This is a genomic window from Butyricimonas sp. BSD2780061689_150309_C8 (assembly GCF_015560935.1).
Lineage (GTDB): Bacteria > Bacteroidota > Bacteroidia > Bacteroidales > Marinifilaceae > Butyricimonas > Butyricimonas paravirosa.
Genome location: NZ_JADMSV010000030.1, coordinates 26,517 through 50,355, shown reverse-complemented (window position 1 = coordinate 50,355; position 23,839 = coordinate 26,517). Strand labels below are relative to the sequence as shown.

Sequence of the window (23,839 nt, the reverse complement as noted above, 5' to 3'; positions counted from 1 at the left end):
TCTTTGCCCAAAGAATAGAAAAAAGCCAATGAAATACTACGTTATTGCGGGAGAGGCATCGGGCGATTTGCACGCCTCTAATCTGATTAAGGGATTGAGAAAGTTTGACCCGGATGCAAAGGTCCGCGGGTGGGGTGGTGATTTGATGCGGGAGGCCGGATGTGAGATTGTTCGTCATTACAAGGACACGGCCATCATGGGTTTCCTGACAGTCTTGAAAAATCTGGACAAGATTAAGGCAAATATCGAGGCTTGTCACCAGGATATTCTGGCATGGCAGCCGGATGTTGTGATCCTCGTGGATTACGGTGGTTTTAATCTCCGGGTGGCTAAATTTATCAAGGATGCGAATATTCCCGTGTTCTATTATATTTCCCCGAAAATCTGGGCTTGGAACACGGGACGGGTGAAGAAGATCAAGCGGTTGGTGGATCGTATGTTCGTGATTTTCCCGTTTGAAGTAGATTTTTATGCCCGGTATGATTATCCCGTGCAGTATGCCGGAAATCCGTTGGTGGATGCTATTCACGACCGTCCTTTCAAGAACGAAACATTTAATGAGTTCGTGCAGGTAAATGGCTTGTCCGGTAAACCGATCATCGCTTTGGTGGCAGGCAGTCGTTCGCAGGAATTGAAACACGTGTTGCCGAAGATGCTGACTATGGTAAAACATTTTCCCGATCATGAGTTCGTGATAGCGGGAGCCCCGTCAATGAGTGACGAGGATTATGCACCTTATTTGCAAGACGTGAAGGTTCGGATAATTTACGGGCAGACCTACCGGTTGGTACGACAGGCTCGTGCAGCTTTGGTCACGTCAGGAACGGCCACGCTGGAAACTGCGATCTTGCGGACACCTCAAGTGGTTTGTTACAGCGGGGAAGGGGGGGCGTTGAGTTATTTCCTGTTTAAGACCTTTGTTAAAGTGAAATATATTTCGTTGGTAAACCTGATTGCCGGGCGAGAAGTGGTGACCGAATTATTGATGCAGAAATTGAACGAGAAGAACCTGTTGCGGGAACTCTCGGCAATCCTTCCGGAAGGAGGGAAACGACATCAGATGTTGGACGGGTATGATGAGGTGAACGAGAAATTGGGTGATGCCGGGGCATCCGAACGATTTGCCCGAATGATGATTGACGAGTTATCCCAGTTCCGTGAGTGAGTTGAAATTATGGCTCGTAAAAAATTAGAGCATTAAATGATGATATGGGACTCGTTGAAAAAACTAATCTTTTAGACAACTTGATGGTACTACCAGTATGCCGTCTTCTCGTCTGTACGCGTAATTACCTGTGGCCGTGAGAATCATTTTGAAGGCAGGAGCTTTCATTTTATCTGTGTCAATTTTTGAGGCTAATGAGGTCAGAGTCTTCGCTCCTTCATTTATGAGCGTTTCTCCTCCGAGCTTAATTTCAATCAATCCGTATTTCCCGTTTCGCAGATGAACGACTGCATCACACTCCAGTCCATTTTTGTCTCGGAAGTGATAAACGTTCCCATCGAGTACGTCAGCAAATATACGTAAATCACGCACGCACATTGTTTCAAACATTAGTCCCATGGTGTTTAGATCGTTCATTAAATCATTAGGACCGATACCTAAAACTGCTGTGGCAATAGACGGATCAACGAAATATCGGGTATCTGATGTGCGTATGGCCGTTTTGGAACGCAGGTTAGGGTTCCATGCCGGCATATCTTCTATTACGAAGATTTGTTTTAGTGCGTTGATGTATGAATTTATGGTCTTGTCACTTATGTCAAAAGCCCCTCCGGCTGTCATGTCTGCCTGTATAGTTCCGATGGATGCTTGCGCTCCTTGGTGGCGTGCGTACGAGCGCATGATCCTGCGTGCTGCTTCTGGGTCCCGATTGACGTTGTCGGCACGGGATATATCTGAATCGGTCACTGCGTCCACGTAATCCCGAGCTTGATCTAAGGCTATATCCTTATCCAAAGAAATGGCTCTCGGCCAACCTCCGCGGCAGATAAAGAAAGCGATGTCACAGAGTTCATGGTCTGTGTAACCGTCAACTGTTTCTGAATTTTCAAAGAGTTGTCCAAGACTGACTTCACCAGTTGAATCTCCGCTTTCGAACAACGACATCGGGCGCATGGTAAGCCATGCAAAGCGACCTGTGCCGCTATGGCTTATTTTGCTTTTATCAGCGGGAGTCGCCGATCCCGTGAGGATGAATTGTCCCAAAGCCTCCCTGTGGTCTACTTCAAAACGTATGGCATCCCATATCTGTGGGGCAAGCTGCCATTCATCTATTAAGCGTGGTGTTTCTCCTGCAAGTAATCGATGCATATTCATTTCTGCCATCCTAATATTTTGGGCTTTTTTCTGCGGGTCATCCATGTACAAAATACTCTTTGCCATTTGTTCTGCCGTGGTGGTCTTGCCACACCATTTTGCTCCCTGTATAAGTACAGCACCTTTCCCCCTCAACTTTCTTGCAAGTAAGTTGTCTATGATCCGTTGCTTGTAATTGCTCATAATAATCGTATCTATTTAATAGAACAAAAATAGGTGAAAATTTATCGTTTCCAAAATCGGCTTATTTTTATTTCCTGATTTGGCTATATTTTATTTCCTAACTTGGCAATATTCTCTTGTTAGTTTGTTATTTCTTTACATCATGAACTCTTTTCGTTTTGTCTGAAAAGGAAACGCTGCCCGTCAAAATACGGTTCGACGAGTTCGAACCGGATGAATTTGGCTAGCGTGTTTTCTGCCTTGGGACGGGATATTTTTGCCATACGGCAGTACTGGTTCAGGGTGATTGAGTCGTGTGAAGAAAGGTAATCCAGTAACATTTGTTCTGTTTCCGTGTAATGTACGAATACTCCTTTCGGGGTTCCGGCTTGTTGCCATACTTTGATATGTACGGGGGTGGCAAGTATGTTTTCATCCCGAACCCGGATGTAGGCCCACCAGCGGTTATCGTGATCCTTGGCACAATAGGGTTTCTGTTCTCCCGGTGGAACAATGACTTCGAGAACAGTACGCCCTTCCACGGTGTGGACGTGCATTTCACAATCTATTTGCGGTTTGCAGTAAAGTTTTGCGGCAGCCTCGATCATGTAAATCTCCTCTTCCGAGCGAACCCCGGCAATCTTGCCGTTATCCTTTACTCCTACGAGTAATCGTCCCCCGTCGGTGTTGGAGAATGCGGAAAGGGATTTAGCGATCTTGCGGGCATCGGAAATCTCGAATTTGAAATCCTGTTGCTGGTGTTCTCCCTCTGCAATTCGGGCGTGTATGTAGTCGGCTTTTGTTTGAATCATAGTCTGGTTGTTTTTCTCCGATTGCAAAGATATTGCAATCGGATTGTATGTTCTTTGTTTAAAGAAATTTTAAGTTATCTTTGTCAAATAATTTTAAGTTATGGATCAGCGTGACCTGTTATTGGATTATTTGCACCAAGGGAAAGAGAAGGCGTACGAGTTACTCTATCACTATTATTATGTTCCATTGGTTTTGTTTGCGGGGAAGTATGTGGGGAATGAAGAGGTTGCAAAAGATATTGTGCAGGAGTTCTTTATATCGCTGCTTGATAAAGAGATGGCGTTTGATAATCGGATTGCGCTGAAAGTATATTTATATACGGGAGTGAGAAACAAATCCTTGAATTATTTACGTCATTTAAAGATCAGAAGACAATATGAAATGAAAATGTTGGAAGAGGGGGAGAATCAAGAGGTGTTTTTAGAGCGAATGATGGAAGAGGATGTGTTTGCACGAATTTTAACTACCATAGAACAGTTGCCACCGCAATGCGGAAAAGTTATGTCGTTGACGTTAAAAGGGTATAAAATCTCAGAAGTGGCGGAGTTAATGGGAATTTCTCTGGAAACGGCAAAAGAGTATAAAAAGGACGGTAAAAAGAGATTGTATAATAAATTAAAAGGTGGCATATACTCAATATTTATAGGTATTCTTTTCTCGTAAATACCCGGTTTAAGGTATTTCTGCGACCAAACATTTGTAATACGTTTGTGATCGAATTTTAATTTTTTTTTAATTCTTATCCCCCCGTTTTGTTTTCTGAAGTGTTTCTGGGCAAATGAATGTTAGAAACGGAAGAAAAGAAAATTTATTTGTTTATGGATAAGGAAGAAAATGCACTTAGAATATCAGAGTTTATTTCCAAGTCTTTAGGTGATTGTTTGGAAGAAGGGGAATTGCAGGAGTTGGAAAAATGGTTGACGGAGGACGAGCGCCATCGGGAGTTGTTTGCTCTGTGGAGTTCGACCGAGCTGATGGAGCGTAAGGCGGAAGTATACGAGCGTTTGGATTATATGAGGGCATGGGAAAAATTTAGAAAAGTGAGACAGGATAAACTATCTGCAAGGCGTAGAAGGATAAAGATTACATGGATGAAGTACGCGGCTATGTTTATCGTTCCATTGGGAATTGCGGTTGCGTTACTTTCCAAGGAGGACATAAAAGAAGAGAAGACGGAGGAACCGATAACGGTGAAAGCTGGGAAATCTCAAGCCGTATTAGTCTTGTCGTCGGGAGAAAGGCAGGTCCTGGATTGGGGAGAAAGAAGTATAGAGGACGGGGGAATGAAGATTAGTGCGGATTCCGGGCGGATCAGTTATGATGGCAAATCGCTGTCGGGTGCGGGCGTGCAAGATGCATTTCATATGTTGGAGGTTCCGCGGGGAGGAGAGTATTTTATGACTTTAGAGGATGGGACCAAAGTGTGGTTGAATGCAGCGACACGATTGAAATATCCGGTGGTATTTGCAAGCGGGATTCGTAAGGTGATTTTGGAAGGAGAGGCTTATTTCGAGGTCGCTCGTGATATAAGTCGTCCTTTCGTGGTAGAAACCGTGCAGGCTAAAGTGAGCGTGTTGGGAACTTCTTTTGATGTGTGTGCTTATGCGGAAGAGGGCAAAACGTGGACAACTTTGGAGGAAGGTGTGGTAGAGGTAGAATCTATGGATAAAGGAGAAAAGGTGAGAATGGTGCCGGGCGAACAGGTTTGTTTGACCGGGGGGAAAGGAATGGAAAAATACAAGGTAGAGACAGCATTGTTTACTGCTTGGAGATCGGGACGTTTGGTCTTTAAAGATATGCGTCTGGAGGATCTGATGCGTAATCTGGCACGGTGGTATGATGTGAAAGTCGAATTCTACCGGGAAGAGGCGAAAGATATTGTATTTACCGGTGATGTAAAGAAATATGAAGATTTGAACGAGGTGTTGGAGATCATCGAGCTTACGAGTGACGTGCATTTCACGATAGAAGGACAAAGTATTATTGTACATTGAAAAAATTAGGAACTATGAAAGGTAAGTATGTTTTCAGGCGTATTTTATGGGGCTTGTTGTTCGTGTTTATGTTTGGGGGGAGTGTGTTTGCCCAACAGAAAAAACTAACAATTAATTTGAAGAATGGTTCATTTGCCCAGTTGACAGACCAAATCAAGAAACAGTCAGATTACACCTTTTTCTTTAACAATGCAATGGTTATGAACTTGAAGAAAATGACTATTCAGGTGAAAGAAGTTACGTTGGATTCTGTGTTGAATATTGCCTTGAAGGGTTCAGATCTTACCTATAAAATAAAGGACAAGACAGTTATATTATATGCAAAAGGAACTCCGGAGGCGGCTTCCAAAACGGTCAAGATCCAAGGACAGGTGAATGATGAAGAGGGGGCAGCATTACCGGGAGTAAATGTTTTTATCAAAGGAACAACAGTGGGTACCGTGACAGGAATAGACGGGAATTATTCATTGGTCGTACCTGACGTGATGGGCATGGAGGTCGTGTTTACCTTTATCGGTAAAAAGACAAAAGAGATTAAATATACGGGCGATCGTTTTATGAATGTCGTGTTGAAGGACAGTTATAACGAGATGGACGAAGTACAGGTAAGGGCCCGGGCAAATATTAACGAGATTGATGTGCGGGCTAAAACGGGGGTGGTGAATGAAGTGGATGTCCGGCGCATGAACAATAAACCCGTGTTGGATATGGCGCTTGCCCTACAAGGTATGGCTCCGGGATTAATTGTGACCAACAAAGGAGATTTGGGTAGTAAACCGGAAATTCGTATTCGCGGAACGTCTTCTTTGCGGGCGGGAGATGCGGCAAACGAACCTTTGTATGTTCTGGATGGTCAAGTGATTTCATCAGATGCTTTTTTAACTTTGAATCCCAATGATATAAAGGAGATTAAAGTGTTGAAAGATGCTGCGGCTTGTGCGCTGTATGGAATCAAGGCGGCAAACGGGGTGCTGGAAATCACCTCCCAACGAGGTACAGCCGGGAAAATGGTATATAATTATAGTTTCAGTGGGGGTGTGACTCTTCGGGGACGTCGGGGGGTAGATATGATGGATTCGAGAGAAAAGCTGGAATTAGAACGTCGACTGGAAAATACAGCAACTCCGGGGTATCGATACAGTGAAGATTACTATCGGAAATATCATGCGAATGATCCGAATTTGCAGAGTTTAATTGCCAGAGGGCAGCAAATACTGGATTCCTTGTCACGTATTAATACGGACTGGTTCAAAGAGTTATTGCGTAATAATTTCTATCAGGAACATAATTTGAGTGCGAGAGGGGGAACGGAACAAACCAGTTTTTATGCCTCTTTGAATTATTCGCAACAGGGAGGGCGTATTCCCGGAAACGATATTAAGCGGGTAACGGCACGGTTGAGCGTGGATCAGGAGGTAACCCCAAAGTTGTATGCATCTTTGAGTGTCAATGGCGGGTATTCCCTCACGAACACGCCGAATGGTACGAGTTATTCTCCGACGGATTTAGTGTATCAGTTGAATCCTTATGAAACGAAAGATGTGAACTCGGAGTTGGTTTCCTTTCCGGGAAGAACGTACGCAGATTTGTTCAACCAATATAGTGAAGAATCATCAGATAAACGGGCCGGTGTTTCAGGAAGTATAAACTTTCGGGGAATCGAAGGGTTGGAGATTGCTGCCGTCGCAGGTATTGATTACGTGTTGTCGGAGAAACTGGGAATTACGCCTCCAACCGCGTATTCAGAAATTACAAGCGGTGTTCCGGAACGGGAACGGGGAAAATTGACAAAAGATAAAAATACTACCATGAATCTGTCTTCGAATGTACGTGTGACTTATAATCGGGCATTTGGAAAACATGATTTGACTTTGGGAGCGAATTTTGACTTTTATTCCGATCGCTATGATAATTTGGGAATTACAGGTTATGGATTGACTAAGAAGATGCAGTCCGCATCAGGTGTAAATCAATCAATAGAGGGTAACCGGAAACCATCATTCACTTCAAAGAATGAGAAGACGGCTCAGCTCGGTATAGGAGTTTTAGCCGGATATTCCTGGAATAATATCTATGATTTGTTCGGAACATATAAGAGTGATGCATCTTCCATATTACCTAGTGATAAACGTTGGAATTCCGCTTGGGCAGTCGGTGCCGGATGGTCGTTGAAGAATTATCCTTTTTTGCAGGATAATGGGGTATTGACTGAGTTGAAATTAAGAGCATCCTACGGTTGCACGGCAAGTTTACAGGGCGTCTCTCCTTCGTCGGCAGTGGCTACGTTTCAATATTCCGAGGATTCGTATGGGGACGATCAGTTGTTATCATTGATGGGGTTGTATAATGCCGATTTAAAACCGGAACAGACCATTGATATTGATGCGGGAATTTCCTTGGGATTATGGAATCGGGTGACGTTGAATGCCGGATGGTATCGCCGTCGTACAAAAGATGCTTTGCTGGATGTACCTATCCCGGCCTCGAACGGGTTTACTACGTTGAAACGGAATATCGGTATTCTGGAAAATAGCGGTGTCGAGGGTGAATTGTATGTAAAAGTAGTGGACCGGAACAACTGGCGGATGTCCGGGCGTTTGAATCTTGCCTACAACCAGAATAAGGTCGTGGATTTGTATCACACGGACTGCCTGTACACGTCAGAGTATGATATGGTTCCCAGTTTTGAGGTTGGAAAATCGTATGATATGATATATGGTCCCGTGTCATTAGGGATTAATCCGATGACGGGGCTTCCGGTATTTCGGGGAGCTGATGGACAAGAGATTGCCGCGACGGAAAAACTGACACGCGAGGATATGGTTGCCTTGGGACATTCCACCCCGCCTTATTCCGGTAGCTTTTTTTACTCGGTGTCCTATGGTAACTTTGATCTGGATGTGGATTTTTACTTCGTGTTCGGAGGCAAGAAGGCGTACAGTTTTTCATACGTGCGAGAGGTAAGCGATGCTAATTATAATGCGATCAAAGGGCAGGTAGAGAATATGTGGTTTCAAGAAGGAGATGAAAATAAGATTTACCATCGTCCCTATTATTCCTCGGCAGCCGTGGATAATCTGAAATTGTATGCTAACAGCCGTACCGTGGGAAGTAGTGATTATTTGCGTATGTCTTCCTTGTCATTGAGATATAGATTGCCTTATTGGTTGATCGAGAAGACAAAGAATGTGATTCAATACGCGTCGGTTGCTTTTCAAGCATCCAATCTATTCACCTTGACCCGTTACAAGGAGTCTGACCCAGAATCCGGTTCGTTAGTGGGGACGCAACAACCGGTATTTACGTTGAATTTGAGTGTAAGTTTTTAATATATAAGATATGAATTGGAGGATAATAATTTGTGTGGTTGGCTTCCTGATGGGAGGTTGCTCACTTAATATACCGTTGGAAGATCAGTTTTCCGATCCGGATGCAATAACGGATGTTTTGTCGGCTCGTTCGTTGCTGGCATCTGCTTACGAGGGATTGCCTCAACACTTGTTCGAGTACTCGGTTCTATCGGATGATTTTTGTCCCACCCAACATTTAGACCGGGATGCCACGTTGAAAAATCTGTATGACTGGAGGGAGGTTGAAATGACGGATTTGGCGGGAACGTTATGGACCGAATATTACATGGTGGTGGCTGAGGTGAATGCTTTGTTGGCCCGGATGGATGGGGTGATCACGTTGAATGATACCGAAGTGGAGGAAAAGGAGAGGATTATTTGTGAGGCCAAGGGGTTGAAAGCATGGTGTTACTTTGATTTGTTACGCCTGTTTGCTCCTCGTTATGAGGGGAATGAGTCGAAGGACGGGATTATTTTGAAAGACCGGGTGGAGCTTGACTTTTTGCCTCGTTCATCTATGAAAGCTTGCGTGGAGGAAATTCGGAAATTACTTAAAGAGGCTAGAAGTGAGAAAAATACAATGAAGAATGTACATTGGCTATCCGATAAGAGTATTGCTTATTTACAGGTCGAATTAGAGTTGTATGCGGGTAATTATTCCGCCGTATTGGAACAGACGGAAGATTTGGAAACCGTGTATCCGGAAACGATGTTAGGAGCCGGAGCGTACGAGGCACTTTGGAGTGGCAATGGCTCGGAGGCTCGGATTTTCGCAAAATATCAATTGTCCCAGATTTATGAAGAGATTCGTTTTGAAACTTTCGATAAGGGGGATTACTTGGTACTGACGGATGAGGTACTATTTGAGGATGGGGACATTCGGAAAGAATGGTCTGAGGTGGAGTTTGTGATGCCGGATGCTCGTGAAGTTCGTTTACTGGGGAAATATAATAAAATGAACCGGGACGAGATTGCGAGTAAATACGTGAATATGGCACGAGTTGCCGGAATGTGGCTGATGCGTGCGGAGGCTTTAGCTCGTTCAGACCGAAGTGGTGATGCCGTGAGCCTGATGAACCGGATGATGGAACAACGGGGAGCTACCGCGTGGAATACGGAATTATCGGGTAATGAGTTAATAAATAAAATTCTGGAGGAACGTAAAAAAGAATTTGTGGGTGAAGGAGTCCGTTTTTTTGATATGAAACGATGTGCTATTCCGGCCAAACGCTACGGTGTGTATGGTAAACAAGTGTCGGCTACGATTAAGTCAGACGACTATCGTTGGACCTTACCGATTCCGGCAAGTGAATATAGGTATAACACGTTGGTCAAACAGAATGAAGGATGGCCGGTTTTGGCTGTGTGAAGTATAGGTATAAATTATAAAAGGTTAGTTATGAGTACCATGGGAAAATTGCAAATCATGCTTTTATTGTTGATCGCCGCTTTTTCCGGTTGTTCGGAATCGGACGAGAGAGAATATATGGGGAAGAATTCGATATATATCAGAACAGAGGGAGATCCGGTAATATTGGCAATGGACAATGAGCCTTTGAAGGCGACGTTAATGTTGATACGTGCCTATGATAAAGACGTGTCTCTGGAAATTGACGTGAAATACCTGACGGAAGGGGTGGAAAACTTGGTGACCGTGAATCCTGCCGTTGTGACCATTCCGGCGGGAGAAAAGAGTGTGGATTTTGAAATTATCTCAAATGATAAGGAGGGTGTGGAGGATAAGGTATATTTGGAAATAGGAGTAAAATATCCATTGCCGGAAGCGGATATGGGGAAAGTGGAGGAGGTGTTGCGTGTTGTCGTGAAACCTTATATGGAGGCCGAGGATTTAACCGAAGAACAACAGGCATTGCTGGAAGGGTACAAGGCGAAAGGGTTGGATTTGAGTAAGTGGATAGGAGTGATCCCGGTAAGGGTGAGCGTGGAGGTACCACCTACGGATGGCTTGGAATCTTTAATTAACGGGATGAAGAAGGTGTATACCGGAAAGACCGTGATTACGTTGAGTGAAGACGCAACGGCTGAACAACCGATACTTAAAATGACGAATAATCCGATGGGCTTGACCGAGTTTATGTATGATATGTTGCGTAAGGAGACGGTTGAAAATGATATGTTTTGGTATTATGATCCTGGAGAAGGGGAGGTAAATCCTTATATGGCAATGATGGAATTAATCGGGCTTTCTAAAACAAGTCTGGAAACTTTTGAGATGACGTTGGATAATATCCGTGTTGATCTTCCCCAAAACGGTGTATCAAATGTAGAATTTCTGGGGGAAAGACCTGATATATGGGATGAAACAGAATTGATAACCATTGTTCCTTTTGCTTATGATTATTCTGCATGGAATCGTTTGAAAGAGATGTTGGATACAGGAGATAATGAACTTGCACAAGAATATGTGGAGTATGGAGCCACTCTCGACCCTACCCAATATCTGTTCTATTCGGGAATAGATGAAGATTACTGGGAAGATGGTAATTGGATTGAACCTCAGGGAATATTGACAGGTAATAAGTTGACGTTCCAGTTTAATTTTGATCATTATAGTGCCGGAGGATACAGCATTATTAGAGTAGAATACACTTTATCTGAGTAGTCGTATGAATATATTGAAATGCCTATTTACCGTATGTTTGCTAGGAATGTTTTTTTCGATAGTGGAAGGACAGAAACGTGTTCCTGCAAATGAATTGATTGCGTTACCGGAAGGTACCGTGTACAAACAGTTGCCGAATGGATTGCATTATGTTATTAAACAAAATGATATGCCGGGGCATAAGGTTGAATTCCGTTTGATCCTGCGTGCCGGCTCGATCTTGCAGACCGAGAAGGAAGGTGGTGTGGCACACTTCCTTGAGCACATGGCTTTCAACGGGACTGAACATTTCCCGAATAAGGGAATCGTTGAATTTCTTGAGTCGTTGGGAGTGAAGTATGGATTTGGGATTAATGCTTTTACCGGATTTGACCGTACAATTTATATGTTTTCCATTCCGACAGACCGACCAGAAGATCTGGATCGGGGATTGTTGATATTGAAAGATTGGTTGACGGGCATTCAAATACGTCCGGAACAAGTTGAAAGGGAAAAAGGGGTGATATTGGAAGAGGCCCGCGGGTATGATACGGGTGATCCTTTTTACGATGTGAAAGTCGGGGGAACCCGTTATTGCGAACGGATGCCTTTGGGGACCCCGGAGGAGATAAAGAGTATGACCGCGGAGAAACTGGAAAACTTTTATCGGAAATGGTATGTGCCGGAGTTGGCCACGATTGTCGTGGTTGGAGATTTGAATGTCGGGGAGATGGAAGGAAAGATCAAAGAATTGTTTGAAGGGATTCCTGCGGTAAAAACAACCGGGTACAAGGAATATCCTTTGGGGTACAAAGAGAAGGTGGCTTACCAGGAAATGCAGGATACGTTGATTAGTCGTTCGACATTAGAGTTAATATTACCAAAAGTTACTACCGTGCAATCAACTTACGGTGACCGTCTGAAAAAGATAAAAGAGAGTGTGTTGGTGTCGGCTGTCAATGCCCGCTTTAAGGCACAAGATTTACGGGTTTCGTTGTCCGACAACTGGTATCTGAGTGACAAAGACCATCTGGTGTTTTCCATCGACGGGGAGCATGGAACCGAGATAAAGGAAAAAATCGTGGAGGTCGTGAGTACCTTGAAACAAATTTGCGAACAAGGATTTTGTGAACCGGAATTGGCTCGGTTAAAAGAAAATGCCATAAAGCAATTAGGAAAGCTCTATACCGTTAAGAGTTCCGAACAATGGTGTGAGGATTTTGCAGACTTGGCAATTTCGGGCGAGCGTTACGTGACGGATACCTTACATAATGGTTGGCTCGCCACTCAAATACGCGGAATTGATAGTAAGGAATTACAGACCTTGGCGGGTAAGTGGTTCGGGCGTTTATCTCACGTGCGTGCAGCCTATCATTATAACCCGTTGAAAGGAGAAAAGTTGACGGAAAAAGAAATTCAGGACTCTTGGGAGGAGGGAGAAAAAGTCTCTCGTGGCGTGTACGAGTATGCGGTGGTGGAAGAGGAAGAACAGGAGAAAGTGGATGTGCCTGAATTTTTAGTACGTAAGTTTACGCCTTCCCAGCAGTTGATTGCTTCGGAACGCATGATTGATGGGCTGGACGTGAAAGAAATTTGTCTGACGAATGGCGCACGGATTATTTTGAAACGGACGAAAGATGAGGATCGACAAATCACGTTAACCGCTTTTGCTAGGGGAGGAGCCTCGATACTGACTCCCGAAAATTACCCCTTGTTGGAAGGCGTGGCAGGTTATATGGAGATGGGGGGAATCGAGAAGATGGATTATGACTCGTATTGTGAAATGTTGGCACAGGAGGAAATGGCTTTTTCCGTAACGTTCGAACCTTACTGGCATGGGTGGATTGCCATGGCTCCGGCAGACAAGGTTACTGAATTATGCCATCTGGTGTATGAAAAGTGTTTTTATCCGGAAAAGCGGTATGAAGATTTTGAAGATGCCAAACAAGATATGTTGGCAAATGTGGGACAGGAAACGGTGTTGTCGAAGATGTTGAAAAGTGCGCCGGACAGACAGATGGCGGCACGAATAGATCAGTTAATGGGTAATTCCTTGGCAACTGGAAAAATGGCCGAGAGTCGGGAGGAAATAGAGGCGCTGAATCTGGATGACATTGCTGACTTTTACAGGCAGTTGTACACAAATCCCAATGGATTAGTGTGTGTAGTTTGCGGAAATTTTGATATGAACGAGGTGGAACGTGATTTGGTCGCTGTTTTCGGTATGTTTCCTGCGCAAGAAAAGGTTAATAACTGGGTATTGCCGGAGTTTGATTACCCGAAAGGAGGTTTCCGGGAGATATTCCCGAATGAGAATGAAGGACAGACTATTTTTGATTATCTCTATTATGGGAACTACGAGGCGGGATTACGCAATTCTTTGATGCTGAAATTGGTGAGGGATGTTGTTCGCAATCGCTTGCTGAGCGTGTTACGGGAACAAGAGTCTTTGCTGTATTCTCCATATATGCTTTTATATTACAAAGGATTACCGCAGGCCGGATATTATTTTGATATTAATGCCTCGGTGGATACTAAAAATATGGAGAAGGTCGATCAGCTGTTGAAGGAAATTATCCGGGATGTACAGGAGAATGAAGTGGAAGAGAGCGAATTGGCTGCATTGCAACGCTCCTTTGTCGTGACTCGGCGTGAGGTGGTAAATGATTACGCTACCGCAGAGTGGAAGAAGTATTTGATGGGTGCTTTGCGGGATGGAGAGACGTTGGACGATCTGGCACGTTACGAGGAGATTCTGTATTCGATCACCTCGGCAGATCTGAAAGATGCCTGTCGGAAGTATCTGAATATGGAGAGATGTGGTGTTTTGTTAATGCAGGGCAAAGAATCGAAATAAAATATTTTCAAGTAGTAACGGAATGAATGATATAATATGAGGAGTTGTTTGACTATTTTACTAGTAATGTTGTTGGGTTTAACCAACTATGGTAAAGGACAGGAAAAGAAAGCTTACCGTTTGTTTGATGCGAAGGGAAAGGAAATCGAATATAAAGAGATGATGAAAGTGCTGAAGGCGCAGGATGTCGTGTTTATCGGTGAGGTTCATAATTGTGCCATAGCCCACTGGTTGGAATACGAAATGGTGAAGGACTTGCACGCTGCCCATAAAGACAAATTGATAATCGGGTTGGAAATGCTGGAGGCGGATAACCAGTTGATTGTAGATGAATATATTGAACGGTTGATTTCTTCCGATCGTTTTGAAGAGGAGGCCCGGTTGTGGCCCAATTATCTGACAGATTATGCACCTGTTGTCGGGTTAGGACGTGAACACGGGTTACGGGTGGTTGCGACGAACGTACCCCGGCGATATGCTAATATGGTGAAAAACGGGGGATTTGAGGCTTTGGAGAAATTATCGGGAGAGGCTAAAAAATATATCGCACCCCTGCCGATTGATTACGAGCCGGATGAAGAGGCCGCCGGGATGTTTGGTTTGATGATGATGACTTCGGGAAAACATACCGATCCGGAGAATGTAGCTAAAGCTCAAGCATTGAAAGATGCCACGATGGGATGGTTTATTGCCCAGAATTTGAAGTCCAAATTTGTACATCTGAATGGGAACTATCATTCGGATTTTAAGAAAGGCATCATCACCTATCTGAATAAATATCGTCCCGGTTTGAAGATTGCAACCGTATGCTCTGTGCGGCAGGATGATATAAAAAAATTAGGGGAAGAAAATGAAGGACGTGCGGATTTTTATATCTGTGTTCCAACTGATATGACCATGACATATTAGGATATTTCGAAAATTCTTCCTATCTTTGTACTAGAAAATGAGACATGAATCCATATACATCCGGGAGGGATGCTGGTTTGTGTCTCTTTTTTTATGGGTGTGAGAGTGTCTAATCAAAGTAATTGGTGCATGGGAAGAATAAAAGAAAAAAGGCGAGTGGCGGCGGCGAGTCGGGGGCAGGTTCATCTGAATCCCTTGGGTATTGATGCGGCAATCAAGGCTTACAAGACGGCGGTTCTTGATAGCGAACGGATGCAGGAAAAGATCCGGGAATTGATCCGTATGGGTGATTTTTGCCGGGAGGTTTGCCGGGACGAGGAGGCTCTTGATGCTTACGAGCGTGCCCTCACGTGTTGTCGGGAGAACGAGAATAAGCGCTCCCCCCGTTTCTGGGAGGTGGCTTGTTATTGCGCATCCCGTGTGGATGAGTTATCGGCTCATCAGCGAAAAGATTGTTCGACAATGGTCAGTCTGGTTGACTTTTATGCAGATAATTTTGAGGGCGTGTCAAAAGCCTTTTGGCACACCCTCTAGTTTATAAAGTTTGTAAAGTTGAACCTTTGGTTCTGAAAGTTCATAAAGTCCGTTGAGCCTAGCGGGCATTTTCTCTACGGTAGCTTTGCTACCGATGAACCCGATCCGAAGGACTTCCGTTACCTTATGAACTTTATAAACCTTATAAACTTTTGATACTTCTTTAAATCAGGTCGTGTGGATTAATTTTCCAAAAAGAATTTCAAATCATCATCCGCGGTCGTGATCCCGGCAATACCGAATTTTTCCACGAGTACTTTCGCCACGTTTGGAGAAAGGAATCCGGGTAAGGTCGGTCCGAGGTGAATGTTCTTCACTCCGAGATAGAGCAAGGCTAACAACACGATGACAGCTTTCTGCTCGTACCAAGCGATGTTGTAAACGATAGGTAATTCATTAATGTCTTTTACCCCGAAAATTTCCTTCAGTTTCAAGGCAATAACTGCCAGCGAGTAGCTATCGTTACATTGTCCGGCGTCCAGTACTCTCGGAATACCGTTAATATCCCCAAGGGGTAGTTTGTTGTAACGGTACTTGGCACATCCCGCGGTAAGGATCACCGTGTCTTTCGGGAGTTTCTGGGCGAACTCGGTGTAATATTCCCGACCTTTCATCCGGCCGTCGCATCCTGCCATAACGAAGAATTTGCGGATAGCCCCGGACTTCACGGCTTCCACGACTTTGTCTGCCAGTGCGAACACTTGGTTGTGGGCGAATCCTCCAATGATACTTCCGGTTTCGATGGCCTCCGGTGCCGGGCATCTTTTAGCGTGTTCGATGATTTCACTGAAATCTTTCGGTTGTCCGGGCTTGCGCTCGATATGCTTGAACCCGGGGAAACCTGCCGATCCGGTCGTGTACACCCGGTCCTTGTAATTTGCGTCCGGATGCGGGGGAACGATGCAGTTCGTGGTGAATAGCATCGGGCCGTTGAAATGTTGGAATTCATACACTTGTCTCCACCACGAGTTACCGTAGTTTCCGGCGAAGTGTTTGTATTTCTTGAATGCCGGGTAGTAGTGTGCGGGTAGCATTTCGCTGTGGGTGTAGACGTCCACACCCGTACCTTCCGTCTGTTCCAAAAGTTCGTACAGGTCTCGCAGGTCGTGACCGCTGATTAGGATACCGGGATTTTTCCGCACGCCGATGTCCACTTTCGTGATTTCCGGGTTACCGTAAGTGTCCGTGTTGGCTTTATCAAGCAAGGCCATGGCATCAACGCCATTTTTACCACATTCAAGAACCATCTGCACGAGTTGGTCGGCAGAGAGAGGGAGCGTGGTGGCTACTAGTCCCCGGTCAATGAATTCGTAGATGGACGGGTTCTCGTGTCCGAGATTATAGGCGTGTTCCGTGTAAGCAGCCATTCCCTTCATCCCGTAGGTGAGCATCTCTCTCAAAGAACGGATGTCCTCGTTTTCGGTGGAGAGAACTCCCACGAATCCGGCTTTCGATTCCATTTCTTCCAACGTGTTGGCTGTCCAGAAGGCTCCCTCGAACGTGATCTTTTCGGGTTTCCCGCCTTTGTCGAGAAAGGCCTGTTTCAGTTGTTCCCGTAATTTGATAGCCTCTTTGATTTTTTCCACGAAACGTTGCTTGTCGAAGTTTGCGTTCGTGATGGTCATGAACAAGCCATCGAGAATAAAGCGATCTGCCGAGTGGTCAACGGCATCGAGGGCTCGGAGTTGTACCCGGTAGTGTGCGATTCCCTTTAGGATAAATAGTAGTAAGTCCTGTAAATTGGCTACATCCGATGTCTTTCCGCATACGCCGCGGACCGTGCATCCGGTTCCTTTTGCTGTTTCTTGGCATTGATAACAAAACATTTTTTCCATGGTCTAGTGTGTTTGATAAATAATTTCTTTAATTGTTTGTCGCGAATGTACGGGTGCGATAAAACAATAGTTGTAATATAAATTACAAACGTGAATTTAATTTTCAATAATTTATACGAGAGTGAATGAAAAAGGTTAAAAGTAAGATAAGGTGTTAAAGAAGAAAGTGATACATTTGTGTATCATTTAAAAGATAACAGAGCATGGATATAGCACGACTTTTCGATTGCCCTTTATGCACGGGAATTCCCGAACGGGAGAGGGAGCAGTTTATAGAAGGATTTGATTATAGCGTGAAGAGCTATATGAAAGGGGAAGTGGTTTTCCGGCAGGGAGACGTGTGCCGGTTCCTTTATATCTTGCTGGAAGGGGAAGTCGAGGCGGAAATGACGGATGATTCGGGAGCCATGTTGCGAATCGAGACGATCCGGGCGCCGAGAGCGCTTGCCCCGGCGTTCCTTTTTGCCGAGGACAATCATTTCCCGGTGACGGCCACCGTTTCGGAGAAGGCCGACGTGTTTATCGCCACGAAAGAATCCGTGTTCCGTCAGATGGGACGTTATGAGAGTTTCCTGCGTAATTTTCTGTCCGTGAACGCGAACCGGACAACTTTCCTTACCGGGCGTTTGCAGTTCCTGTCATTCAAGACGATCCGGGGAAAATTGATTCATTATATTCTGGAACTGGCCTCCCCCGATAAGAAAAAGGTGTTGTTGGGAAAGTCTCAGCAGGAATTGGCCGAATATTTCGGGGTGACCCGTCCGGCATTGGCCAAGGTGTTGTACGAGCTGGCTGACGAGGGGATGATTTCCGTGAATCGCCGGGAGATTATCATTTTGGATCGGGAGAAGATGCGGAGGGCCTTGAATTAGCCTGTCGTGCCGTCTTACCGGGGATGAAGGGGGAAGAGTTTGTCGGTTATTGTAAAAGGGTAATGTAAAATTAAACATTTTTTCGTCGTTTTCGTTAACACGATAACCGGGAGGATGATCATTCGAACATCTGTCTGGGGACATATCGTGAACTTAAATTGTGATAAAATGAGTCTTAAAGAACAATACTGGAGATATTCCCTCGTGGCAATTATTCTGTTGCTGGGAATTCTTATATTTTTTCAAATTCTGCCGTTTTTCAGTGGGATTCTGGGTGCCATGACGATTTATATTCTTTTGCGTAACCAGATGTTGTATTTGACGGAAAAGAAACGGATGAAACGTAGTATCATGGCTATTCTTCTGTTATGCGAGACGATTCTTTGTTTTCTTATCCCCCTGTCGATTGTCGTGTGGGTATTCGTGAACAAGTTACAGGCCATAAACCTGGACCCGCATAGCTTGATTGCCCCGGTGGAACATGTGGCAGAGCTGATCCGGGAAAAAGTAGGGTATGATCTTTTGAGCAAAGGGAATATAGATACGATATTGGCTGCCTTGCCAAAAATCGGTCAGTTTTTGATGGGAAGCATCAGTAGTTTTACCATTAACGTGGTGGTGCTGCTTTTCGTACTTTATTTCATGCTGATTGGTGGGCGGGATATGGAGGAGTACGTGAGCGAGATCCTTCCGTTTAATCAACGGAATAAAAAGAATATATTACATGAGTTCAACATGATCGTGAAGTCGAATGCGATCGGGATTCCCCTGCTTGCCGTGATTCAAGGGGCTGTTGCCATGCTGGGGTATTTTGTATTCGGGGCTCCGAGTCCCGTGTTATGGGGATTCTTGTCCTGTTTTGCCACGATTATCCCAATGTCGGGACTGCATTGATCTGGGCCCCGTTGGCGTTGTATATGGGAATGACGGGGCATTGGGGAATGGCGATCGGGTTGGCGGTCTACGCACTAGTCGTGATTTCGAATGTCGATAATCTGGTTCGGTTCATGTTGCAGAAGAAGATGGCGGACACTCACCCGTTGATTACGATTTTCGGGGTGGTCATCGGACTTTCCTTGTTTGGTTTCATGGGGGTGATCTTCGGACCTTTGCTCCTGTCGATATTTGTCTTTTGCGTGAACATTTTTAAAGTGGAATACTTGGAAGGGGAGGGACGGACGAGATCCAAGATATACAAGCCTTGATTCGTTTTGTTTACAGATGGTAATGAATGGAGTGTGCTATCCTTTTTTCGAGGTATTACAATCACAATCTCGTTGCTACTCTCGGCCAATAGCGTTACCCTGTTATCTCGTGGTGGGGGAATGGAGGGTGTGAAAGGGGGATATCTTCGATAACAATGGGTGTTGGGTGTTCTCTGTTTACTCCCGGAATGTCATTTCGTGATTGTGGGAGGATGTTTAGGGAAAGTTCGGGAATCACGGGGAAGCGTAAACCGTAATTTAGGTATGAATACCAGTAATTCGTGTACATGCGGGTTGGGAGTATTTGCTTATTTTTGCGATAAATTTAATTTTGAGTTGTATTTATGAGATTAATAAAAAGTTCAAGAAAGCGTATGGTACTATGGATTGTTCTGTCGATCGTGGTGGTTATGGCCATTGTCGGGATTGTTTTCGTGAATCAGCCAAGTTTCGGGAGAATTCCCCGGGGAGAACGGCTGGCAAGGATTGAACGTTCGCCGAATTACCGGGACGGGGCTTTCCGCAATATACATGAAACTCCTTTAATGACCTCGGACAAGGGGCGTTTACAGGGATTACTGGATTTCGTTTTTAAGGATAAGACCGGACTGCAACCGGACACGGCGTTGACCGTGGTGAAAACGGATTTACGGCAGATCAACCCGGAAGAGGACGTGCTGGTGTGGTTCGGACATTCATCTTATCTGGTTCAAGTGGATGGAAAACGGGTACTCGTGGACCCAGTGTTCTGCATGGCTTCCCCGGTTTCTTTTATTAATAAGCCGTTCAAGGGAACGGACGTTTATCATCCGGAGGATATGCCGGATATTGATTACCTTGTTATTTCCCATGATCATTGGGATCACCTGGATTATCATACCGTGCGGGCGTTGAAAGACCGGATCGGGAAGGTGATTTGCGGTTTGGGTGTCGGCGAGCATTTCGAGTCCTGGGGATTCGATAAGGAGCGTATTATCGAGTTGGACTGGGAGGATGAGGTTCGTTTAGATTCCGGCTTTGTCATGCATTGTCTGCCTGCCCGGCATTTTTCGGGGCGGGGACTTTCCGCCAATAAAACGCTGTGGGCCTCGTTCTTGCTTGAAACTCCTTCCCGGAAGATATATTTGGCAGGAGATGGTGGTTACGACACACATTTTGCCCGGATTGGGGATTGTTTTCCGGGTATAGATTTGGCCATTCTTGAAAACGGACAGTATAACGAGGGATGGAAGTATATCCACTTGATGCCTGATTACTTGACCCGGGCAGCCCTGGACCTGAAAGCGAAGAAGGTGATGACCGTGCATCATTCCAAGTACGCATTGGCCCATCATCGTTGGGACGAACCGTTACGGAACGAGATGAACATGGCAAAGAACGACTCGTTACACGTGTTGATTCCTGTCATTGGCGAGGTCGTGAGGTGGGGGGAATAGTTCTTTACAAGTTAAGGTATTCTCTAAGAGCGTCTATATAGTCTTCCAAAGCCTTCCTGCCCGTGTCGGTCAGTTGGCATGACGTGCGGGTCTTTTTCCCGACGAACTCTTTTTTCACTTGGATATACCCGGCAGTTTCGAGTTTTTCCAGTTGCACGCTTAGGTTCCCGGCAGTCGCATTCGTTTTCTCTTTCAAGTACACGAAATCCGCTGTCTCTACCGACAAGAGCAGGGAGACTATTGCCAGACGTAATTGAGAATGTAATAGCGGATCTAATTCTCTCATAGTTTTTCGGATTTATTGTTCAGAATATGTCCCGGTATGATCATCATGACAACAAATGACAGGCCAAAGTAGAGATTCCAGAGTATGGTGGCACTGTTATTTATCGTGTAACTCATCAGCATATATATGGCGAACACGAAACCCACAAACGGGAGGTAGAGCAAGCACTTCTCCCTGATGACCAATCCCGTGATTGCAGTCCCGATGCTTGCGTACAGGAGGCATAACGGGAGCATGAGCGTGAAATCACATCTTCCGACAATGAATGATAGAGCCAGCATGACCAGCACGGTTAACGAGAACAAGGTGCCTACTACTTGCCAGACTTTATTGACCATGCTGTCTGTGTAAGTGACGACGGTCGGGGTGTTCCTTTTTTCCTTGAACGCAAGGATAATTACCGGCAGGAACATGAGGAACCAGCCTGCCCACCACCAAGGGGCGTGGGTCATGCAGAGTGACGTGTAGATAATGATCGACAAGATGGCTGCCGTGTAGCCGTAGATGATGAAGTAATTCCCTTGATCTTTTGCGAGGTTCTTTCTGGTTGCTTGTATCATTTGAGAAATAAGTTCTAAACTTTCTTTCTCTGTAAACTTTTTTTCTTCCATGTTTGTTGCGTTTGGTGTTTGTAAAGTGGTTTGTTTTATAAACTATATTCTCAAAAAAAATAGCGCTATTCTTTTTGTTGATGCAAATATAAATCAGTTTATTTTATAAACCAAATGATTTAGTGAATTTTATTCCTTCACGTGGATATTATTTTTTATTTTTGCTTGTAAATATATTGGAGGACGGTATTATGGTAAAACAGGATTATCTCGTGCGCATGATTCAAGAAATTATTTCTGCAATCGCTAGGGCTATATTGAATAAGAAGAAGATTCGCCAGCAGGATCGGGACGAGTATGACTTGTTGACGCAGCAAATGTTGGGATTTCCCGTGAAGGAGCTGGCGACGATGGATGTGCAGGAACTGATTGACCGATATGCCAACGAGGAAGACAGGATTGGTAAGATTGAACTTGCGTCCGTGTACCTGTTGAGATTTTCGGAGGAAGTGGAGGATGATATTTTGTTGAAGTCGAAATTGCGTCAGGATGGGATTCGTTTGCTTAAATATGTTCAGCAGGAAGATACAAACTTTTCAATACAACGGGATTGTCTGATCCGGATGCTGGAAACGAATCAGTAAAATTTGGGGTGTCGTTTGGGAATATCGGGATAATGTTCTACTTTTATAACTTGTCATTTGGACTGATTGTATAGAAAAGGTCGTGGTTGAAGGAAAGTACAAAAATAAAAAGTAGAAGAAATGATACAAATTCAACATTATGAATCTCCCTGTGGAGAGCTGATTCTTGGCTCTTTCGAAGGTAAGCTTTGTTTGTGTGACTGGATGTTTGAAAAACGCAGGGCATCTATTGATAAACGGATTCAGAAAGCGCTAGGGGCCGATTACGAAGAGGGTGTTTCTGGCGTGATCCGGGAAACAATCATCCAGCTTGACGAATATTTTGCTCGTCAGAGGAAAACGTTTGATATTCCGCTCGTCTTTACGGGAACGGAGTTCCAGAATTCGGTGTGGCAGGAGTTGCTGGATATACCATACGGCAAAACGGTGTCTTATGGCGAGTTGGCTAAAAAGTTGGGAAACCCGAAAGCTGTTCGTGCCGTGGCTGCAGCTAATGGTGCGAATCCTATTTCGATTTTTGTTCCTTGTCATCGGGTGATTGGGGGTAACCATAAATTAGTCGGTTACGGGGGAGGCTTGGAGGCTAAAAAGGGATTGCTGGATTTGGAGATGGGGGTGCAAAGTTTGTTGAATGGTATGCGGTAAAATTGTGCATAATAGCTATATTTGTGAAAATAAAGCTAGGGGCATGGTGAAACAAAATGCAATTAAATTTTAATATCAGAAATGGAATATTTAGCGGTGATTCTTCGGAGTTACCGTTATTTTTATGTTCAGATGTTTATAGGTAATTAATTCTCTATATTTGTAATATGATCAATATATGAGTTGAACGAGGCAAACAACGATATGTTGAATGAGGCGATGAAAATGCAACGGTGACTCGAATTAATGCAGTTGATCCTGACGGATATGCGGGAAGAGAGTAAAAATTGTGGGGTGTTGGAGTTTGTCACGTCACCAGTACAAGTAATACCATTGGAGCCGTCATTGTTTTTCGGTCATGGCGGTTGGGCGGTTTCATTTGTTCGTAAACAGGCTGTAATATGAAAGAGAAAATTGATGCGTTGAAAGAGACTTTTTTTATTACTGCCGGAATGGGCGGATCGCTATAATTATTTTGTTGAGCTGGGGGAATCTTTACCTGCAATGCCCGTGGCATTTCAAGTACCGGAGAACCGGATTGCTTGCAATTCGATGTTGTATTTCTACGTGTGCCATACTAAGACCTTTGCTATATATTTGCTTCTGCCAATGCCGTGATACTTGCTGGGTTGGCCGCTATGCTTTTTAACCTCTGCAACGGGGTATCACGGAAGGACATCTGGGATAATATGCCGTATCTACTTGCTACCTTAAAAGAATTGGGGTTGATTGATAATCTCACGCTGTCGAGGCGTGTGGCACTATTGACAATGGTTGAGAAAATAACGAATTCATAAAAAATGATTCAACGAATATTTTGTAAT

General features: G+C 44.6%; 20 protein-coding genes and 1 pseudogene. 16 read left to right on the top strand and 5 right to left on the bottom strand.

What is annotated here, in order from left to right:
- The first annotated feature begins 28 nt into the window (after positions 1-28).
- Positions 29-1,165 (top strand): lipid-A-disaccharide synthase, encoded by a 1,137-nt coding sequence (lpxB, locus tag I2I33_RS17785; protein ID WP_087422012.1) that lies wholly within the window; start codon positions 29-31, stop codon positions 1,163-1,165.
- Between the two features lie 63 nt (positions 1,166-1,228).
- Here the strand turns inward: lpxB and I2I33_RS17780 are convergent, their stop codons facing one another.
- Together I2I33_RS17780 and I2I33_RS17775 are read right to left on the bottom strand one after the other, a co-directional pair.
- Positions 1,229-2,503, bottom strand: a complete 1,275-nt coding sequence (locus tag I2I33_RS17780) for an ATP-binding protein (protein WP_087422013.1) — start codon at positions 2,501-2,503, stop codon at positions 1,229-1,231.
- 140 nt (positions 2,504-2,643) lie between these two features.
- The gene (locus I2I33_RS17775) at positions 2,644-3,294 is read right to left on the bottom strand and encodes a helix-turn-helix domain-containing protein (protein ID WP_087422014.1); all 651 of its coding nucleotides are present in this window, start codon (positions 3,292-3,294) and stop codon (positions 2,644-2,646) included.
- 100 nt (positions 3,295-3,394) lie between these two features.
- Between I2I33_RS17775 and I2I33_RS17770 the strand changes: the two genes are divergently transcribed.
- The 8 genes from I2I33_RS17770 to I2I33_RS17735 all read left to right on the top strand — a co-directional run bounded on the left by I2I33_RS17770 (position 3,395) and on the right by I2I33_RS17735 (position 15,541).
- Positions 3,395-3,958 carry a sigma-70 family RNA polymerase sigma factor gene (locus I2I33_RS17770; RefSeq protein WP_087422015.1) on the top strand — a complete coding sequence of 188 codons (564 nt, stop codon included), beginning with the start codon at positions 3,395-3,397 and terminating at the stop codon, positions 3,956-3,958.
- A 155-nt stretch (positions 3,959-4,113) separates the two neighbouring features.
- Entirely contained in the window at positions 4,114-5,289 is a 1,176-nt protein-coding gene (locus I2I33_RS17765; protein ID WP_158572043.1) for a FecR family protein, read from the top strand.
- A gap of 14 nt (positions 5,290-5,303) precedes the next feature.
- A complete protein-coding gene (locus tag I2I33_RS17760; RefSeq protein ID WP_087422017.1) occupies positions 5,304-8,618 on the top strand; it encodes a SusC/RagA family TonB-linked outer membrane protein in 3,315 nt (1,104 codons plus the stop codon).
- 10 nt (positions 8,619-8,628) lie between these two features.
- Complete coding sequence (locus tag I2I33_RS17755) at positions 8,629-10,008, top strand: RagB/SusD family nutrient uptake outer membrane protein (protein ID WP_087422018.1); 1,380 nt, start codon at positions 8,629-8,631, stop codon at positions 10,006-10,008.
- Positions 10,009-10,038: 30 nt separating this feature from the next.
- Positions 10,039-11,262, top strand: coding sequence for a DUF4929 family protein (locus I2I33_RS17750; RefSeq protein ID WP_087422019.1), 1,224 nt, complete (start codon positions 10,039-10,041; stop codon positions 11,260-11,262).
- 4 nt (positions 11,263-11,266) lie between these two features.
- On the top strand, positions 11,267-14,098 hold the full coding sequence (locus tag I2I33_RS17745) for a M16 family metallopeptidase (protein ID WP_087422020.1): 2,832 nt from the start codon (positions 11,267-11,269) through the stop codon (positions 14,096-14,098).
- Positions 14,099-14,134: 36 nt separating this feature from the next.
- Positions 14,135-15,007: a ChaN family lipoprotein gene (locus I2I33_RS17740; RefSeq protein WP_087422021.1), complete on the top strand. Its 873-nt coding sequence runs from the start codon at positions 14,135-14,137 to the stop codon at positions 15,005-15,007.
- A gap of 129 nt (positions 15,008-15,136) precedes the next feature.
- Positions 15,137-15,541 (top strand): hypothetical protein, encoded by a 405-nt coding sequence (locus tag I2I33_RS17735; protein WP_087422022.1) that lies wholly within the window; start codon positions 15,137-15,139, stop codon positions 15,539-15,541.
- 182 nt (positions 15,542-15,723) lie between these two features.
- Here the strand turns inward: I2I33_RS17735 and hcp are convergent, their stop codons facing one another.
- A complete protein-coding gene (hcp, locus tag I2I33_RS17730; RefSeq protein ID WP_087422233.1) occupies positions 15,724-17,367 on the bottom strand; it encodes a hydroxylamine reductase in 1,644 nt (547 codons plus the stop codon).
- 212 nt (positions 17,368-17,579) lie between these two features.
- On the opposite strand from hcp, the gene I2I33_RS17725 reads away from it, so the two are divergent.
- From I2I33_RS17725 to I2I33_RS17715, 3 genes and pseudogenes are all read left to right on the top strand, one after another.
- Entirely contained in the window at positions 17,580-18,248 is a 669-nt protein-coding gene (locus I2I33_RS17725; RefSeq protein ID WP_087422023.1) for a Crp/Fnr family transcriptional regulator, read from the top strand.
- A gap of 168 nt (positions 18,249-18,416) precedes the next feature.
- Positions 18,417-19,453 (top strand): annotated as a pseudogene (locus I2I33_RS17720) (AI-2E family transporter).
- A 374-nt stretch (positions 19,454-19,827) separates the two neighbouring features.
- Positions 19,828-20,889, top strand: a complete 1,062-nt coding sequence (locus tag I2I33_RS17715) for an MBL fold metallo-hydrolase (RefSeq protein ID WP_087422025.1) — start codon at positions 19,828-19,830, stop codon at positions 20,887-20,889.
- 4 nt (positions 20,890-20,893) lie between these two features.
- Here I2I33_RS17715 and I2I33_RS17710 read toward each other — a convergent pair whose 3' ends face one another.
- The gene (locus I2I33_RS17710; RefSeq protein ID WP_087422026.1) at positions 20,894-21,175 is read right to left on the bottom strand and encodes a winged helix-turn-helix domain-containing protein; all 282 of its coding nucleotides are present in this window, start codon (positions 21,173-21,175) and stop codon (positions 20,894-20,896) included.
- The gene (locus I2I33_RS17705; protein WP_087422027.1) at positions 21,172-21,786 is read right to left on the bottom strand and encodes a hypothetical protein; all 615 of its coding nucleotides are present in this window, start codon (positions 21,784-21,786) and stop codon (positions 21,172-21,174) included. The genes I2I33_RS17710 and I2I33_RS17705 overlap by 4 nt, the downstream gene beginning before the upstream one ends.
- Positions 21,787-21,977: 191 nt before the next feature.
- On the opposite strand from I2I33_RS17705, the gene I2I33_RS17700 reads away from it, so the two are divergent.
- The 4 genes from I2I33_RS17700 (at position 21,978) to I2I33_RS20550 (ending at position 23,812) form a co-directional block, all read left to right on the top strand.
- The gene (locus I2I33_RS17700; protein ID WP_087422234.1) at positions 21,978-22,370 is read left to right on the top strand and encodes a hypothetical protein; all 393 of its coding nucleotides are present in this window, start codon (positions 21,978-21,980) and stop codon (positions 22,368-22,370) included.
- 120 nt (positions 22,371-22,490) lie between these two features.
- Positions 22,491-23,015 carry a methylated-DNA--[protein]-cysteine S-methyltransferase gene (locus I2I33_RS17695; protein ID WP_087422028.1) on the top strand — a complete coding sequence of 175 codons (525 nt, stop codon included), beginning with the start codon at positions 22,491-22,493 and terminating at the stop codon, positions 23,013-23,015.
- Between the two features lie 444 nt (positions 23,016-23,459).
- On the top strand, positions 23,460-23,633 hold the full coding sequence (locus tag I2I33_RS20555) for a SufE family protein (protein WP_087422029.1): 174 nt from the start codon (positions 23,460-23,462) through the stop codon (positions 23,631-23,633).
- On the top strand, positions 23,609-23,812 hold the full coding sequence (locus tag I2I33_RS20550) for a SufE family protein (protein ID WP_368261295.1): 204 nt from the start codon (positions 23,609-23,611) through the stop codon (positions 23,810-23,812). The genes I2I33_RS20555 and I2I33_RS20550 overlap by 25 nt, the downstream gene beginning before the upstream one ends.
- The last annotated feature ends 27 nt before the right edge of the window (positions 23,813-23,839 follow it).

Bases quoted from the DNA above. Each gene is read 5' to 3' on its own strand.
- lpxB (WP_087422012.1), top strand. From the start codon at position 29: ATGAAATACTACGTTATTGCGGGAGAGGCATCGGGCGATTTGCACGCC.
- I2I33_RS17780 (WP_087422013.1), bottom strand. From the start codon at position 2,503: ATGAGCAATTACAAGCAACGGATCATAGACAACTTACTTGCAAGAAAG.
- I2I33_RS17775 (WP_087422014.1), bottom strand. From the start codon at position 3,294: ATGATTCAAACAAAAGCCGACTACATACACGCCCGAATTGCAGAGGGA.
- I2I33_RS17770 (WP_087422015.1), top strand. From the start codon at position 3,395: ATGGATCAGCGTGACCTGTTATTGGATTATTTGCACCAAGGGAAAGAG.
- I2I33_RS17765 (WP_158572043.1), top strand. From the start codon at position 4,114: ATGGATAAGGAAGAAAATGCACTTAGAATATCAGAGTTTATTTCCAAG.
- I2I33_RS17760 (WP_087422017.1), top strand. From the start codon at position 5,304: ATGAAAGGTAAGTATGTTTTCAGGCGTATTTTATGGGGCTTGTTGTTC.
- I2I33_RS17755 (WP_087422018.1), top strand. From the start codon at position 8,629: ATGAATTGGAGGATAATAATTTGTGTGGTTGGCTTCCTGATGGGAGGT.
- I2I33_RS17750 (WP_087422019.1), top strand. From the start codon at position 10,039: ATGAGTACCATGGGAAAATTGCAAATCATGCTTTTATTGTTGATCGCC.
- I2I33_RS17745 (WP_087422020.1), top strand. From the start codon at position 11,267: ATGAATATATTGAAATGCCTATTTACCGTATGTTTGCTAGGAATGTTT.
- I2I33_RS17740 (WP_087422021.1), top strand. From the start codon at position 14,135: ATGAGGAGTTGTTTGACTATTTTACTAGTAATGTTGTTGGGTTTAACC.
- I2I33_RS17735 (WP_087422022.1), top strand. From the start codon at position 15,137: ATGGGAAGAATAAAAGAAAAAAGGCGAGTGGCGGCGGCGAGTCGGGGG.
- hcp (WP_087422233.1), bottom strand. From the start codon at position 17,367: ATGTTTTGTTATCAATGCCAAGAAACAGCAAAAGGAACCGGATGCACG.
- I2I33_RS17725 (WP_087422023.1), top strand. From the start codon at position 17,580: ATGGATATAGCACGACTTTTCGATTGCCCTTTATGCACGGGAATTCCC.
- I2I33_RS17715 (WP_087422025.1), top strand. From the start codon at position 19,828: ATGGTACTATGGATTGTTCTGTCGATCGTGGTGGTTATGGCCATTGTC.
- I2I33_RS17710 (WP_087422026.1), bottom strand. From the start codon at position 21,175: ATGAGAGAATTAGATCCGCTATTACATTCTCAATTACGTCTGGCAATA.
- I2I33_RS17705 (WP_087422027.1), bottom strand. From the start codon at position 21,786: ATGGAAGAAAAAAAGTTTACAGAGAAAGAAAGTTTAGAACTTATTTCT.
- I2I33_RS17700 (WP_087422234.1), top strand. From the start codon at position 21,978: ATGGTAAAACAGGATTATCTCGTGCGCATGATTCAAGAAATTATTTCT.
- I2I33_RS17695 (WP_087422028.1), top strand. From the start codon at position 22,491: ATGATACAAATTCAACATTATGAATCTCCCTGTGGAGAGCTGATTCTT.